15 protein-coding genes are annotated in these 14,951 nt (G+C 63.5%); all 15 read left to right on the top strand.

What is annotated here, in order from left to right; genetic code table 11:
* Window positions 1-458, top strand: a 458-nt coding sequence (locus E4L98_RS28140) for a DUF4115 domain-containing protein (RefSeq protein WP_135204841.1), incomplete at its 5' end; no start/stop codon positions are given.
* A 19-nt stretch (window positions 459-477) separates the two neighbouring features.
* Window positions 478-1,743 (top strand): flavodoxin-dependent (E)-4-hydroxy-3-methylbut-2-enyl-diphosphate synthase, encoded by a 1,266-nt coding sequence (gene ispG / locus E4L98_RS28135; RefSeq protein ID WP_135204840.1) that lies wholly within the window; start codon window positions 478-480, stop codon window positions 1,741-1,743.
* The gene (hisS, locus tag E4L98_RS28130; protein ID WP_135204839.1) at window positions 1,730-3,073 is read left to right on the top strand and encodes a histidine--tRNA ligase; all 1,344 of its coding nucleotides are present in this window, start codon (window positions 1,730-1,732) and stop codon (window positions 3,071-3,073) included. The genes ispG and hisS overlap by 14 nt, the downstream gene beginning before the upstream one ends.
* Window positions 3,074-3,105: 32 nt before the next feature.
* Window positions 3,106-3,738, top strand: a complete 633-nt coding sequence (locus E4L98_RS28125) for a YfgM family protein (RefSeq protein ID WP_135204838.1) — start codon at window positions 3,106-3,108, stop codon at window positions 3,736-3,738.
* Window positions 3,739-3,774: 36 nt separating this feature from the next.
* On the top strand, window positions 3,775-4,914 hold the full coding sequence (gene bamB / locus E4L98_RS28120) for an outer membrane protein assembly factor BamB (protein ID WP_135204837.1): 1,140 nt from the start codon (window positions 3,775-3,777) through the stop codon (window positions 4,912-4,914).
* A 7-nt stretch (window positions 4,915-4,921) separates the two neighbouring features.
* Window positions 4,922-6,268 (top strand): ribosome biogenesis GTPase Der, encoded by a 1,347-nt coding sequence (gene der / locus E4L98_RS28115; RefSeq protein ID WP_135204836.1) that lies wholly within the window; start codon window positions 4,922-4,924, stop codon window positions 6,266-6,268.
* A 195-nt stretch (window positions 6,269-6,463) separates the two neighbouring features.
* Window positions 6,464-6,700: an RNA chaperone Hfq gene (hfq, locus tag E4L98_RS28110; RefSeq protein ID WP_072780809.1), complete on the top strand. Its 237-nt coding sequence runs from the start codon at window positions 6,464-6,466 to the stop codon at window positions 6,698-6,700.
* A 42-nt stretch (window positions 6,701-6,742) separates the two neighbouring features.
* Window positions 6,743-7,903 carry a GTPase HflX gene (gene hflX, locus E4L98_RS28105; protein WP_135204835.1) on the top strand — a complete coding sequence of 387 codons (1,161 nt, stop codon included), beginning with the start codon at window positions 6,743-6,745 and terminating at the stop codon, window positions 7,901-7,903.
* 17 nt (window positions 7,904-7,920) lie between these two features.
* Window positions 7,921-9,237, top strand: coding sequence for an FtsH protease activity modulator HflK (gene hflK / locus E4L98_RS28100; RefSeq protein ID WP_229257610.1), 1,317 nt, complete (start codon window positions 7,921-7,923; stop codon window positions 9,235-9,237).
* Window positions 9,237-10,151 (top strand): protease modulator HflC, encoded by a 915-nt coding sequence (hflC, locus tag E4L98_RS28095; protein WP_135204833.1) that lies wholly within the window; start codon window positions 9,237-9,239, stop codon window positions 10,149-10,151. Before hflK ends, hflC begins: the two co-directional genes overlap by 1 nt.
* Before the next feature lie 150 nt (window positions 10,152-10,301).
* Window positions 10,302-11,462 carry an ATP phosphoribosyltransferase regulatory subunit gene (locus E4L98_RS28090; protein WP_135204832.1) on the top strand — a complete coding sequence of 387 codons (1,161 nt, stop codon included), beginning with the start codon at window positions 10,302-10,304 and terminating at the stop codon, window positions 11,460-11,462.
* Window positions 11,463-11,466: 4 nt separating this feature from the next.
* Window positions 11,467-12,777, top strand: coding sequence for an adenylosuccinate synthase (locus E4L98_RS28085; protein ID WP_135204831.1), 1,311 nt, complete (start codon window positions 11,467-11,469; stop codon window positions 12,775-12,777).
* A 17-nt stretch (window positions 12,778-12,794) separates the two neighbouring features.
* Window positions 12,795-13,343: a phosphoribosyltransferase gene (locus E4L98_RS28080; RefSeq protein ID WP_135204830.1), complete on the top strand. Its 549-nt coding sequence runs from the start codon at window positions 12,795-12,797 to the stop codon at window positions 13,341-13,343.
* 175 nt (window positions 13,344-13,518) lie between these two features.
* Window positions 13,519-14,190 (top strand): choice-of-anchor E domain-containing protein, encoded by a 672-nt coding sequence (locus E4L98_RS28075; RefSeq protein WP_135204848.1) that lies wholly within the window; start codon window positions 13,519-13,521, stop codon window positions 14,188-14,190.
* Window positions 14,191-14,200: 10 nt separating this feature from the next.
* The gene (locus E4L98_RS28070; RefSeq protein WP_167761473.1) at window positions 14,201-14,887 is read left to right on the top strand and encodes a choice-of-anchor E domain-containing protein; all 687 of its coding nucleotides are present in this window, start codon (window positions 14,201-14,203) and stop codon (window positions 14,885-14,887) included.
* The last annotated feature ends 64 nt before the right edge of the window (window positions 14,888-14,951 follow it).

Genomic DNA, 14,951 nt, shown 5'->3' with positions numbered 1-14,951 from the left:
TGGCTTCGACGGCCGCACCTGCGCCGACGGCGGCGGTGTCGCCAGCAGCAACTGCACCGGCCGCGAATTCCGCGACGACGGCAACGGTGTCGCCGATGGCGGCCGCGCCGGTCGCGAAGCCTGGCGCAGCGCCTGCCGCGCAGACACCTGCGCCAGCGCCGACTGCCGCTGCTGCCGCTGCTGCTACGCCGGCCACCGCGCCGGCCGCAGTGACCGGCACCGGCCACCAACTGGTGCTGACGCTGACCGAGGACTCGTGGGTGGAAATCCGCCGTCCGGGCACGACGCCGCTGATTTCGCGCCTGGTCAAGGCGGGCAGTACCGAGACCTTCGATATCAAGGATCCGGCCCTGCTGATCGTCGGCAAGCCGAGCGGCGTCAAGGCGACGCTGGGTGGACAGCCGCTGGCCTTGCCGAACATCCCGGGCGGTACGATTTCGCGCGTGAACATCAAGTAAAGAACCGAGTAGACACATCATGAGCCAAACTGCTATTCCTTCGGGTCCGGGCGAACGCCGCGCCAGTCGCCGCGTGCTGATCCAGCACGGCGAGCGCAAGATCTGGGTCGGCGGCGACGCACCGGTGGTGGTGCAGTCCATGACCAACACCGACACCGCCAACGCCATCGAGACCGCGATCCAGATCCGCGACCTGGCACGCGCCGGCTCGGAGCTGGTGCGCCTGACCGTGGACCGTCCGGAAGCCGCCGAGGCGGTGCCTTACATCCGCGAACAGCTGGACAAGATGGACGTCGACGTGCCGCTGGTCGGCGACTTCCACTACAACGGCCACACGCTGCTGAACGATTATCCGGAATGTGCCAAGGCGCTGTCCAAGTACCGCATCAATCCTGGCAACGTCGGCAAGGGCGCCAAGCGCGACACGCAATTTGCGCAGATGATCGAAGTGGCGGCGCGTTACGATAAGCCGGTGCGCATCGGCGTCAACTGGGGCAGCCTGGATCAGGCGCTGTTGGCGCGCATCATGGACGAAAACGCCGTGCGCGCCAACCCGTGGAGCGCGCAGCAGGTGATGTATGAAGCGCTGATCACCTCCGCCATCGAAAACGCCGTGCGCGCGGAAGAACTGGGGCTGGGCCGCGACAAGATCATCCTGTCGTGCAAGGTCTCGGGCGTGCAGGACCTGATCGCCGTCTACCGCGAACTGTCGAAACGCTGCGACTATCCGCTGCACCTGGGCCTGACGGAGGCCGGCATGGGCAGCAAGGGCATCGTCGCTTCGACCGCGGCGCTGTCGGTGCTGCTGCAGGAAGGGATCGGCGACACCATCCGCATCTCGCTGACGCCGGAACCGGGCGGCGACCGCACCAAGGAAGTGGTGGTCGGCCAGGAGATCCTGCAGACCATGGGCCTGCGCAAGTTCACGCCGATGGTGATCGCCTGCCCGGGCTGCGGCCGCACCACCTCGACCACCTTCCAGGAGCTGGCGGACAACATCCAGACCTTCCTGCGCGAGCAGATGCCGGAATGGAAAAAGACCTATCCGGGCGTGGAAGCGATGAACGTGGCCGTGATGGGCTGCATCGTCAATGGGCCGGGCGAATCCAAGCATGCCAATATCGGCATCAGCCTGCCGGGCACCGGCGAGTCGCCGGCGGCGCCGGTGTTCGTCGACGGCGCCAAGGTGGCCACGCTGCGCGGTGAGCGCATCGTCGAGGAATTCCAGGAAATCGTACTGAATTACGTGAAGAAGAACTACAGTAAAGAACATGTCCAAATCTGAAAAAATCGTCGCCGTCAAAGGCATGAACGACATCCTGCCGCAGGACGCGCATCTGTGGCAGCTGTTCGAGAACACCGCGCAGTCGGTGGTGCAGAGCTATGGCTTCCAGCAGATCCGCACGCCGATCGTGGAAGACACCGCGCTGTTCAAGCGCGCCATCGGCGCCGTCACCGACATCGTCGAAAAAGAGATGTACTCGTTCGAGGACTCGATGAACGGCGACCAGCTGACCCTGCGTCCTGAAGGCACGGCCGGCGCGGTGCGCGCGGTGATCGAGCATAACCTGGTCTACGAAGGTCCGAAGCGCCTGTGGTACACCGGCCCGATGTTCCGCCATGAGCGTCCGCAGCGCGGCCGCTACCGCCAGTTCTACCAGTTCGGCTGCGAGGCCGTGGGCTTCACCGGTCCCGACGTCGACGCGGAAATGATCATTATGTGCCGCCGCCTGTGGGATGACCTGGGCCTGCCGGAGATCCGCCTGGAGATCAACTCGATCGGCGACGCCGAGGAACGCGCGCGCCACCGCGTCGACCTGATCGCCTACCTGGAAAAGCATGAAGACCTGCTGGACGCGGAAGCCAAGCGCCGCCTGCACAGCAACCCGCTGCGCATCCTGGATACCAAGAATCCCGCCATGCAGGAGATGGTCAACGGCGCGCCCAAGCTGCTGGACTACCTGGGCGAGGAATCGCTGGCTCACTTCAACGGCGTGCGCAAGATTCTCGATCACGCCAACGTGCAGTACGTGATCAATCCGCGCCTGGTGCGCGGCCTCGATTACTACAACCGCACCGTGTTCGAATGGGTGACGGACGCGCTGGGTTCGCAGGGCACGGTGTGCGCCGGCGGCCGTTACGACCCGCTGATCGCCTCCTTCGGCGGCAAGCCGACGCCGGCCGTCGGTTTCGCCATGGGCATCGAACGCCTGCTGGAACTGATGAAGGAAGCCGGCGAGCCGGAGATGCCTAACCAGTGCGACGTCTACCTGGTGCATCAGGGCGAGGGCGCGCAGCTGCAAGCCTTCGTGCTGGGCGAGCGCCTGCGCGATGCCGGCCTGGACGTGATCATGCACGGCTCGACCGCGGCCGGTCCCGGCAGCTTCAAGTCGCAGATGAAGAAGGCCGACGGCAGCGGCGCCGCCTTCGCCGTGATCATCGGCGAGGACGAAGTGGCCAACCATACCGCCGCCGTGAAAGCCATGCGCGCCGCCGAAGGCGAGGCGCAGCAAACCACGGTGCCGTTCGACGAGGTAGTAGACTTCGTGGTGGACCAGATCACCGACAGCGGCGATCACCATCACCACGTGCACGACGAAAACTGCAATCACTAATCATCAATCCATAACAACGGCAGACGAATACCATGGCATACGATCTTGAAGAACAAGAACAAATTGCGTCCCTCAAAGCGTGGTGGGACAAGTACGGCAATGTGACCACCTGGGTGCTGATCGCGGGTCTGGCAGCCTACGCGGGCTGGAACGGCTGGAACTACTACCAGCGTAACCAGGCCGGCCAGGCGTCGGCGCTGTACGACGAGCTGCAGAACGCCGTGCAAGCCAAGGACAACGCCAAGGTGCTGCGCGCCGCCGGCGACATGGAAAGCAAGTTCGCCAGCACCGCCTACGCGCCGATGGGCGCGCTGGTGGCCGCCAAGAGCGCGTTCGAAGCCAACGATCTGAAGTCGGCCAAGGCGCAGCTGCAGTGGGCTGTCGATCACGGTGCCGATGAATTCAAGGCAGTGGCCAAGATCCGCCTGGCCGGTGTGCTGCTCGACGAGAAGGCCTACGACGAAGCGCTGAAGGTGCTGAACGGCGATGTGCCGGCATCGTTCGCCGGCGCGGTGGCCGACCGCAAGGGCGACATCCTGTTCGCGCAGAACAAGCTGACCGAAGCGCGCACCGCCTACAAGGCCGCGCTGGATGCCACCGACAAGAACAATCCTGGCCGCAAGCTGATTGAACTGAAACTGGAAGCCGCCGGCGGCACCGCGTAAGCACGTGACGAGTAACGATCAAGGTTGAAAACTAATATGCGTATTACCCAGAAAGTAGTTGCAGCAAGCGTGTTTGCGATGTTGGCCGGGTGTTCCTTGTTCGGCTCCAAAGACAGCAAGAATCAGCCGGCGGTGCTGGTGGAACTGAAGAATCCATCGCTGGTGCCCAAGCAGGTGTGGAAATACTCGACCGGCAAGGCCGGCACCAACGTCTTCACCCCGGCGGTGGCCGGCGACAGCGTGTTCGTGGCGGATGCGGACGGCGCGCTGTCGCGCCTGAACGCCGCCAGCGGCAAGGAACTGTGGCGCGTCAAGACCGGTACCGACCTGACCGCGGGCGTCGGCAGCGACGGCGAAGTGGTGGTGGTCGGCGGCGTCAAGGGCCAGATCCTGGCGTATGATGCCAACGGCAAGCAGCTGTGGAAGGCGCAGGCGGCCAGTGAAGTGCTGTCGTCGCCGGTGGTGGGCGCGGGCATCGTGGTGGTGCGCAGCGTCGACAATACCATCAGCGGCTTCGACGCCAAGACCGGCGAGAAGAAGTGGAACGTGGCCCGCACCACGCCGGCCCTGACGCTGCGCAACGCGCCGGGCATGGTGATCAACGGCGCCAACGTCTACATCGCCCAGCCGGGCGGCAAGCTGCTGGCGCTGACCGTGGCCGGCGGCCTGCAGCGCTTCGAGGTGGTGGTCGGCGAACCGCGCGGCGCCACCGAACTGGAACGCGTGACCGACATCGCCGGCACGCCGGTGATTTTTGAAAAAGATGTCTGCGCCGTGTCCTACCAGGGCCGCGTGGCCTGCTTCGACGCCGCCACTGGCGCGCCGAAATGGAGCAAGGCGGCGTCGTCCGACAAGGGTGTGGCCGTCGATCAGCGTTTCGTCTTCGTCTCCGACGAAAACGGCACGGTGTCGGCCTTCAGCCGTGAGAACGGCGCCAACGCCTGGAAAAACGATAAACTGACCTACCGCGTGCTGTCGACCCCCGTGTCGTACGGCCGCACGGTGGCAGTGGGCGATTACCAGGGGTATATCCACTTCCTGTCGCGGGAAGATGGTTCGTTTATAGGTCGTGTCCAGACCGACGGCAGCGCCATTCAGGCCGACCCCGTCGTATCGGGCACGAATTTGATTTTCCAAACCCAATCAGGGACTGTGACCGCGCTAGCGGTCGAATAATAAAAGCATGAAGCCGGTAATCGCACTTGTGGGTCGACCCAATGTAGGGAAATCGACCTTGTTTAATCGTCTGACCCGCTCGCGCGATGCGCTGGTGGCGGACCTTCCTGGCCTGACGCGTGACCGTCACTACGGTGAAGGCCGCGTCGGCGAACGTCCTTTCCTTGTCATCGACACCGGCGGTTTCGAGCCGGTGGCCAAGGAAGGCATCCTGCACCAGATGGCCAAGCAGACCAAGCAGGCCGTGGCCGAGGCCGACGTGGTGATCTTCCTGGTCGATGGCCGTCAGGGCATGACCCCGCACGACAAGACCATTACCGACTTCCTGCGCAAGAGCGGCCGTCCGGTGATCCTGGTGGTGAACAAGGCGGAAGGCATGCGCCACACCGCCGTGGTGGCCGACTTCTATGAACTGGGCATGGGCGAACCGGCGGTGATCTCGTCGGCGCACGGCGACGGCGTGGCCGACCTGGTCGAGCTGGCGCTGGACACGGCGTTCGAGCAGCGTCCGGAAGCGCCGGAAGAGCTGGAGAAGTCCGAGCGCGGCGTGAAGATCGCGCTGGTCGGCCGTCCCAACGTCGGCAAGTCCACCCTGATCAACACCCTGGTCGGCGAAGAGCGCGTGATCGCCTTCGACATGCCGGGCACCACGCGCGACTCGATCGAGATTCCGTTCGAGCGCGACGGCACCCAGTACACCCTGATCGATACCGCCGGCATCCGCCGCCGCGGCAAGGTGTTCGAGGCGATCGAGAAATTCTCGGTGGTGAAGACGCTGCAGTCGATCTCGGAAGCCAACGTGGTGGTGCTGATGCTGGACGCCCAGCAGGACATCTCCGAGCAGGACGCGCACATCGCCGGCTTCGTGCTGGAGACCGGCCGCGCGCTGGTCATCGCCGTCAACAAGTGGGACGGCCTGGAATCGTGGCAGCGCGACGAGATCAAGATCGACATCGACCGCAAGCTGGACTTCCTCGGCTTCGCCAAGCTGCACTTCATCTCGGCGCTGAAGGCGCAGGGCATCGGCCCGCTGATGAAATCGGTGGACCAGGCCTACGCCGCCGCCTTCGCCGACCTGTCGACGCCCAAGCTGACCCGCGCCTTGATCGAGGCGGTGGAAAAGCAGGAGCCGAAGCGCAAGGGCGGCACCCGTCCGAAGATGCGTTACGCCCACCAGGGTGGCATGAATCCGCCGGTGATCGTGATCCACGGCAACTCGCTGGACGCCATCGCCGAGCCGTACAAACGCTACCTGGAAAAGCACTTCCGCGACACCTTCAACCTGGTCGGCACGCCATTGCGCATCGAGCTGCGGACCGGCAAAAACCCGTTTGCAAAAAATCAGGAAAAATAAGCGGTTTTTTTACAGGAACACCCTGCAAAAAGTGCAAAAACAAGGTACAGTGGCTTAGAAGCACCACTTTTGACGTGGCGAGCGGTGTTTCAGCGAAAATAGTTTGACTTTTGATAGAGTTTTCGCTGGGCCACGTACTTGAATTTCAAGCGCTTCGCCTCCACTTCCAACACAACAACATAAAATGGAGCTGTTATGAGCAACAAAGGGCAACTGTTACAAGACCCATTCCTCAATGCACTGCGCAAAGAGCACGTTCCTGTTTCGATCTATCTGGTCAACGGCATCAAACTGCAAGGCCATATCGAATCGTTCGACCAATACGTCGTCCTGCTGCGTAACACCGTGACCCAGATGGTCTACAAGCACGCCATCTCCACCGTGGTGCCGGCACGCGCCGTCAACCTCAATATTGAAAACGAAGCGGAATAAGCATTTGCCGCATCGCTTCTCTCTACTTAGCCTGACCGTCGTATGCGCGCAGCTCTAGTCGGTGTGGATTTCGGCCAGGGCGACTTTGCCGCCGGCATCGAGGAATTGCAGTTGCTGGCGCGGTCGGCGGGCGCCGAACCGGTGACCACCATCACGGCCAGGCGCTCCGCACCGGACGCGGCTTATTTCGTCGGCAGCGGCAAGGCCGACGAGATCGGCCAGGCCGTGCTGGCGGACCGCGTCGAAATCGTCATCTTCAATCACGCGCTGTCGCCGGCGCAGCAACGCAACCTGGAAAAGCGTCTCAACATCCGGGTGCTGGATCGTACCAGCCTGATCCTCGATATCTTCGCCCAGCGGGCCAAGAGCCACGAGGGCAAGCTGCAGGTCGAGCTGGCGCAGCTGCAGCACCTGGCCACCCGCTTGATCCGCGGCTGGACTCACCTTGAGCGCCAGAAGGGCGGTATCGGCCTGCGCGGTCCCGGTGAAACCCAGCTGGAGACCGACCGCCGCCTGATCGGCGAACGCGTCAAGATGCTGCGCTCGCGTCTGGCCAAGCTGCGCAAGCAGCACGAGACCCAGCGCCGTTCGCGCAACCGTACCCAGACCTTTTCGATTTCGCTGGTCGGCTATACCAACGCCGGCAAGTCGACGCTGTTCAACGCGGTCACCAAGGCCGGCGTGTACGCGGCCGACCAGCTGTTCGCCACGCTGGATACGACCTCGCGTCGCGTCTACATGAACGCGGAAGTGGGGCACGTGGTGTTGTCCGACACGGTCGGCTTCGTGCGCGAGCTGCCGCACCAGCTGGTGGCGGCCTTCCGCGCCACGCTGGAGGAAACCATCCATGCCGATCTGCTGCTGCACGTGGTGGACGCCGCGTCGCCGGTGCGCATGGAGCAGATCGAACAGGTCAATCTGGTGCTGAAGGAGATCGGCGCCGATCATATCCCGCAGATCCTGGTCTGGAACAAGATCGACGCGGCGGGCCTCGAACCGTCGGTGGAGCGAGATGAATATGATAAGATTTCCCGGGTATTCCTCAGCGCGCGGACGGGCCAGGGACTGGACCTGCTGCGCGAGGCCATCGTCGAATGGGCCAAGGCCGCGCCTGGTGCCCGGCTGAATGAAACGTATGAAGCAGAACAAGAATTAGAAGAAGTAGAGAGCAGTCCCACCTTCACTCACGTTGGACCACACTGATGCGTGTCTCCTCATTTATGAAACGACTGGGCGTGAAATTGTCGCTGAACGATCCCCGCTGGGGCTCGGGCAAGGACAACAAGCCGCAAGCCAATGAAGGCAAGAAGCCCGGCGAGGGCGGTCCGCCCGATATGGAACAACTGTGGCGCGACTTCAACCAGCGCCTGAACAATCTGTTCGGCCAGAAGCGCCCGAACGGCAATAACAACAACGGCAACGATGGCGGCGATGGCGGCCCGCGTCCCGGCCCGGACCTGAGCGGCGGCATGCGCGCCACCGCCGGCGCGGTGGCGGTGGTGGTGGCGCTGATCTGGCTGGCCAGCGGTTCCTTCATCGTGCAGGAAGGCCAGACCGGCGTGGTCTACACCTTCGGCAAGGTCAGTCACACCACGGGCTCCGGTTTCAACTGGCGCTGGCCGTATCCGTTCCAGAGCGATGAAACGGTGAAGGTGTCGCAGATGCGCGTGGTCGAAATCGGCTATCGCGGCAACATCAAGAACAAGCAGACGCGCGAGTCGCTGATGCTGACCGACGACGAGAACATCATCGACATCCAGTTCGCCGTGCAGTTCAAGCTGAAAGACCCGGTGGCCTGGCTGATGAACAACCGCGATGAAGAGGATACCGTACGCCAGGTGGCCGAGACCTCGATCCGCGAAATCGTCGGCAAGAACAAGATGGACTTCGTGCTGTACGAGGGCCGCGACAAGGTCGCCTTCGAGACCCAGCAGCTGATGCAGCAGATCCTCGACCGCTACGCCTCGGGCGTGCTGATTTCGACCGTCACGCTGCAGGCGGTGCAGCCGCCGGAGCAGGTGCAGAGCGCCTTCGACGACGCGGTGAAAGCAGGGCAGGACCGCGAGCGCCAGAAGAACGAAGGTCAGGCATACGCCAACGACGTGATCCCGAAAGCGCGCGGCACCGCCTCGCGCCTGCTGCAGGAATCGGAAGCCTACCGTTCGATGGTTGTGGAGAACGCCACCGGTAACGCCTCGCGCTTCAAGCAGGTGCTGGTCGAGTACCAGAAGGCGCCGGGCGTGACGCGCGACCGCATGTACCTCGACACCATGCAGCAGATCTTCGCCAGCGCCTCCAAGGTGATGGTGGACGCCAAGACCGGCAGCAACCTGCTGTACCTGCCGCTGGACAAGCTGATCGCCCAGGCCGCCGCCACCGATGCGCAAGCCGCCGCCGCGCGCGCCGCGGCGCAAGCGGCGGCCAACGCCCCGCCGGCCGCCGCGTCCCTGCCGAACGACCTGGTGCCGTCGGTGGAAGTCAATCGCCTGCGCGACCCGCGTTCGCGCGAAGCCTTACGTGACCGGGAGAGCCGTTAATGAATCGCATCGCTAGTTTTGTGGTCGTCGCGTTCATCGCGCTGATGCTGCTGTCGTCGACCGTGTTCGTGGTCGACCAGCGCAAATATGCGATCGTGTTCGCGCTGGGCCAGATCAAGGAAGTCATCCGCGAGCCGGGGCTGCATTTCAAATTGCCGCCGCCGTTCCAGAACGTGCTGTTGCTGGATAACCGCATCATGACGATCGAGACGCCGGACGCCGAGCGTTTCATCACCGCCGAGAAGATGAACATCCTGGTGGACAGCTTCGTCAAGTGGCGCATCGGCCGCGGCGAGAACGCGCCCAAGCTGTACTACGTCACCTTCGGCGGCGACGAGGGCCGCGCGCGCGACCGCATGTCGCAGATCGTCAAGGCGGCGCTGAACGAGGAAATCACCAAGCACACCGTGGCGGAAGTGATTTCGGGCCAGCGCGGCCAGGTGATGGAGGGCATCCGCACCAAGGTGGTCCAGGAAGCGTCGCAGATCGGCGTCGAGATCATCGACGTGCGCCTGAAGCGGGTGGAATACGTCGAGCAGATCAACAACTCGGTGTACGACCGCATGAAGGCCGAGCGCCTGCGCGTGGCCAACGAGCTGCGTTCGACCGGTTCGGCCGAGTCGGAAAAGATCCGCGCCGACGCCGACCGCCAGCGCGCCGTGATCCTGGCCGAAGCCTATCGCGACGCCGAACAGATTCGCGGCGAGGGCGACGCCAAGGCCTCGGCCATCTATGCCGAAGCGTTTGGCCGCAATCCCGAGTTCTACAAGTTCTACCGCAGCCTGCAGGCGTACACCACCACCTTCAAGAACCACGGCGACGTGATGGTGATCGACTCCAGCTCGGACTTCTTCAAGTACCTCAAAGGTGCTGGCGCAGGCAGCGCCGGCGCTTCCGCCCCAGCGAAAAAGTAAGTCTGATCCTCTCCGGCGGGCCGCCCTGGCTCGCCGGATCGCATCTTTTCCCCCTATAAAGACGCGTTTTCGCGTAAAATATCAGGTTCGGTCGTCCAGTTCGCGGCCAGGGCGCGTGCGCCGCATTGTTCATTTCTTAATTTACGTCCCATGCCAAACTGGCTACTGCCCGAGAATATCGCCGACGTTTTGCCGTCGGAAGCGCGCAAGATTGAAGAGTTGCGCCGCCTGATGCTGGACAATTTCCGCCTGTACGGTTACGAGCTGGTGATGCCGCCGCTGCTCGAATACCTGGAGTCGCTGCTGGCCGGCGCCGGCGAGGATACCGACCTGCGCACCTTCAAGCTGGTCGACCAGCTGTCTGGCCGCATGCTGGGCCTGCGTCCCGACATGACCACCCAGGTGGCGCGCATCGACGCCCACCTGCTGAACCGCGCCTCGGTGACCCGGCTGTGCTACGCCGGCAGCGTGCTGCATACCCGTCCGTCGGGCCTGCACGCCACCCGCGAGCCGCTGCAGATCGGCGCCGAGATGTATGGCCACGCCGGCCTGGAAGCGGACGCCGAGATCCAGGAACTGGCCTTGGCCTCGCTGGCCCTGGCCGGCTTCACCGAAGTGCGATTGGACCTGACGCACGTCGGCGTGCTGCGCGCGCTGCTGGAGCACGACGACGCGGCGCGCCGCGACGAAGCTAAACTGTATGCGGCGCTGCGCGCCAAGGATGTGCCGGCGTTGCAGGCGCTGAGCGCCGATTACCGGCCGTCGGTGCGCGACGCCTTGCTGGCGCTGCCCAACCTGTACGGCGACATCGAGGTGCTCAAGCGCGCGCGCGAAGTGCTGCCGGACCTGCCGGGCATCGCCAAGGCGCTGGCCGAACTGGCGGCATTGGCCGCGTCGGCGATCGGCCGCGCCAGGGTGCTGGTGGACCTGGCCGACCTGCGCGGCTACCAATACGAAAGCGGTGCGATTTTTGCACTGTACGTCAGCGGCCTGCCGAACGCGGTGGTACGCGGCGGCCGTTACGATCACGTCGGCGAGGCGTTCGGCCGGGCGCGTCCCGCCACCGGCTTCTCGCTCGACCTGCGCGAGCTGGCGCGTCTGCTGCCGACCGCGGAGCGCAAGCATTCGATCCGCGCGCCGTGGGGCAATGCGCCGGAATTGAAGGAAAAAATCGCCGAGCTGCGCAAGTCCGGCGAAGTGGTTATCCAGAGTATGCCTGGTCAGAACCACGAACTGGACGAGTTCGAGTGCGATCGCGCGCTGGTCCTCGACGATAACGGTAGTAACTGGATTCTTAAAAACTTAGGTTAGTGTGATGGTAAAGAAAAACGCAAAGAACGTGGTCGTCATCGGCACCCAATGGGGCGATGAAGGTAAAGGCAAGATCGTCGACTGGTTGACCGATCATGCACAAGGTGTGGTGCGCTTCCAGGGCGGCCACAACGCCGGCCATACGCTGGTCATCGGCGGCGTCAAGACCGCGCTGCAGCTGATCCCGTCGGGCATCATGCGTCCGGGCGTGGCCTGCTACATCGGTAACGGTGTGGTGGTGTCGGTGCCGGACGTGCTGCGCGAAATCGACAAGCTGGAAGCGGTGGGGGTGGAAGTCGCCTCGCGCCTGAAAGTGTCGGACGCCGCGCCGGTGATCCTGCCTTACCACTCGGCGCTGGACCTGGCGCGTGAAGCCGCGCGCGGCGAAGCCAAGATCGGCACCACCGGCAAGGGCATCGGCCCGGCCTACGAAGACAAGGTGGCGCGCCGCGCCATCCGCATCGCCGACCTGCTGAACGAAAAGCGCTTCGCCGAGAAGCTGGCCGAGAACCTGGACTACCATAACTTCGTGCTGGAGCACTATCTGAAGGCGCCGAAGATCGAGTACCAGAAGACCCTGGACGACGCGCTGGCCTACGTGCCGCGCCTGCGCCCGATGGTGACCGACGTGTCGAGCGCACTGTATGCCGCGCACAAGGCCGGCGCCAACCTGCTGTTCGAAGGCGCGCAAGGTTCGCTGCTGGACGTCGACCACGGCACCTATCCGTTCGTCACCTCGTCGAACTGCGTGGCAGGCAATGCCGCCGCCGGCGCCGGCGTCGGTCCGAACATGCTGCACTATGTCATGGGCATCACCAAGGCCTACACCACCCGCGTCGGTTCCGGTCCGTTCCCGTCGGAACTGCCGACCGACCAGGGCGTCGGCCATCACCTGGCGCAAGTGGGCCACGAGTTCGGCACCGTCACCGGCCGTGCGCGCCGCTGCGGCTGGTTCGATGCCGCGCTGCTGCGCCGTTCGGTGCAGATCAACGGCGTGACCGGCATGTGCATCACCAAGCTGGACGTGCTGGACGGCCTGGAAAGCCTGAAGCTGTGCACCGGCTACACCATCGATGGCGTGGCCGTGGACATCTTCCCGTCGGGCGCCGAGGAAGCCGCGCGCTGCGTACCGGTATACGAGGAAATGCCGGGCTGGAAGGACAGCACCGTGGGCGCCAAGTCCATGGAGGCGCTGCCGCTGGCCGCGCGCAACTACATCAAGCGTATCGAAGAGTTGGTCGGCGTGCCGGTCGACATGGTATCGACTGGTCCGGATCGCGAAGAAACCATCGTTCTGCGTCATCCGTTCGAATAATCTAGGAATAACGAGTCATGAACACCCCACAATCGAACGAAAAACACCTCTGGGTCTCCTGGGACGAGTATCACCGCCTGATCGAGCGCCTGGCGCTCAAGGTGCACGAGTCGGGCTGGAAGTTTGACATGGTGCTGTGCCTGGCGCGCGGCGGCGTGCGTCCGGGCGACGTCTTCTCGCGCATCTTCGACGTTCCGCTGGCGATCCTGTCGACCAGCTCCTACCGCGAAGACAAGGGCACCGTGCAGGGCGACCTGGACATCGCCAAGTACATGACCATGACCAAGGGGCCACTGTCCGGCAAGATTCTGCTGATCGACGACTTGGCCGATTCCGGCGTCACGCTGATGAAGGTGGTGGACCACCTGAAGGACAACTTCACCGGCGTGACCGAAGTGAAGACCGCGGTGATCTGGACCAAGGGCAGCTCGGCATTCAAGCCGGATTACCAGATGGAAGAACTGCCGCACAACCCGTGGATCCACCAGCCGTTCGAAGACTACGACGGCCTGCGCCCGCACCAGCTGGCGGCCTGGATCAAGAAGGGCGAGAGCAACGGTCAGTGATGCGGCCGGATGACAGCAAAAAAAACGACCCACTTCGGGTCGTTTTTTTTGACTGTTTCCTTGCTGAAACGATAATTTCAAAATTTCATCGAACGCTGCAAAAAAAGAAACGATTTTCCAAAAGGTATGCTAAGATATTTTTTAGATAAGTCCTTTCCGCATAACAGGAGCCGCCATGAAACTGATTCCTTTGACAGTTGCACTGTGCGCCGGCGCTATGTTTTCCGCCTCGGCTGTTGCAGCCCCGACCACCATCAGCTATGACATCACGGCCGTCGGCAGCAGCCTGACCGACCTGTCGGCGCCGCTGGCGATCCGCCAGTTCGACGCTGGACTGGGCCACCTGATCGGAATCGAACTAATCTATTCGTCCGCCGTCACCAGCTCGGTGGATCTGGACAACCAGAGTATTCATGACGCCAATGTGCCGGTCAGCGTGGATGCCACGCTCAGCCTGTATCGTCCCGACAACAGCCTGCTGGCGACGCACACCGCCAGCCTGTACAACACCAGCGTCGGCATCGTCAGTGGCCAGAGCATCGTCAATGCGGCGTCGGGCAACCAACTGCTCAGCATCGATGCGCTGCTGGGCGGCGCCGGCGACCTGGCCCTGTTTACCGGCGCCGGCTATCTCAGCTCGGTCTTGTCTGTGCAGGCGGTCAGCGCGTCGTCCGGGCCGAGCGGCCTGTCGGCCGACTTTAATACCTATGCCAACGGCTACGGCAAGGTAATTTACACCTTCGACGCGGCGCCGGTGCCGGAACCGGCAACCTGCGGCATGCTGCTGCTGGGACTGGGCGTGGTGGCATATGCGGCTCAACGCCGGGCCGGCGCGCCGCGGCTGTAAGGGGACGGCCATGAACAAGCTGATTCCATTGCTGTCCGGCCTGGCCGCCGCCGCCTTTGCGCTGAACGCCCAGGCCAGCCTGATACAGGTCACCTCGACCAGCATCCTGAACGTCGAAAAGAATCCCGGCAACCTGTCGTTCAGCCAGTTCGACGCCGGACTCGGGACGTTGAAGTCGGTGGAAATCGATCTGTTCAATACGCTGTCCGGCGATCTCTACATCGAGAACAAGGGCAGCAGCACCAATTCGTTTACGGTCTCGGCCACCGGCACCCTGACGCTGCTCAACAGTGGCGGCAACCTGGCGGTGACGGGCACCGGCAGCAAGAGCTTCCTGCTGCCGTCGTACGATGGTCAGCCCGACTATGGCGGCACCTCCGGCATGCACTACGTGCTGGATCCCTGGACCATCAGCAAAGCCGCGACCTATACCACCGGCCTGGACGCGTTCATCGGCACGGGCAGCTATCTGGCGGCGGTGTCCGGACTGTCGACCCAGTCGCTGAGCGGCAGCGGCAACAACAAATACACCACCAAGCTGAACATGGACAGCTATGCGCGCGTGACCTACACCTACGAAGCGGCCGCCGCCGTGCCGGAGCCGGAAAGCGGCATCATGGTGCTGACCGGCCTGGGATTGATGGGTTGGGCGCTGCGGCGCAAACCTGTGGCGCCGCGCCGTACGAACAAACCGTAAGGGAAACCCTTGCTTAAGCGTCTCAAAAGGCGGCCCATGGGCCGCTTTTTTTGTGCCTGCGCAC

The organism is Duganella callida, from assembly GCF_004614165.1.
Lineage (GTDB): Bacteria > Pseudomonadota > Gammaproteobacteria > Burkholderiales > Burkholderiaceae_D > Rugamonas > Rugamonas callida.
This window is presented reverse-complemented; position numbering and strand designations above follow the sequence as displayed.

Excerpts from the sequence above, each read along its gene's own strand:
- ispG (WP_135204840.1), top strand. The coding sequence starts at position 478 with ATGAGCCAAACTGCTATTCCTTCGGGTCCGGGCGAACGCCGCGCCAGT.
- hisS (WP_135204839.1), top strand. The coding sequence starts at position 1,730 with ATGTCCAAATCTGAAAAAATCGTCGCCGTCAAAGGCATGAACGACATC.
- hfq (WP_072780809.1), top strand. The coding sequence starts at position 6,464 with ATGAGCAACAAAGGGCAACTGTTACAAGACCCATTCCTCAATGCACTG.
- E4L98_RS28085 (WP_135204831.1), top strand. The coding sequence starts at position 11,467 with ATGGTAAAGAAAAACGCAAAGAACGTGGTCGTCATCGGCACCCAATGG.
- E4L98_RS28080 (WP_135204830.1), top strand. The coding sequence starts at position 12,795 with ATGAACACCCCACAATCGAACGAAAAACACCTCTGGGTCTCCTGGGAC.
- der (WP_135204836.1), top strand. The coding sequence starts at position 4,922 with ATGAAGCCGGTAATCGCACTTGTGGGTCGACCCAATGTAGGGAAATCG.
- hflK (WP_229257610.1), top strand. The coding sequence starts at position 7,921 with ATGAAACGACTGGGCGTGAAATTGTCGCTGAACGATCCCCGCTGGGGC.
- E4L98_RS28125 (WP_135204838.1), top strand. The coding sequence starts at position 3,106 with ATGGCATACGATCTTGAAGAACAAGAACAAATTGCGTCCCTCAAAGCG.
- hflX (WP_135204835.1), top strand. The coding sequence starts at position 6,743 with ATGCGCGCAGCTCTAGTCGGTGTGGATTTCGGCCAGGGCGACTTTGCC.
- hflC (WP_135204833.1), top strand. The coding sequence starts at position 9,237 with ATGAATCGCATCGCTAGTTTTGTGGTCGTCGCGTTCATCGCGCTGATG.
- bamB (WP_135204837.1), top strand. The coding sequence starts at position 3,775 with ATGCGTATTACCCAGAAAGTAGTTGCAGCAAGCGTGTTTGCGATGTTG.
- E4L98_RS28075 (WP_135204848.1), top strand. The coding sequence starts at position 13,519 with ATGAAACTGATTCCTTTGACAGTTGCACTGTGCGCCGGCGCTATGTTT.
- E4L98_RS28090 (WP_135204832.1), top strand. The coding sequence starts at position 10,302 with ATGCCAAACTGGCTACTGCCCGAGAATATCGCCGACGTTTTGCCGTCG.
- E4L98_RS28070 (WP_167761473.1), top strand. The coding sequence starts at position 14,201 with ATGAACAAGCTGATTCCATTGCTGTCCGGCCTGGCCGCCGCCGCCTTT.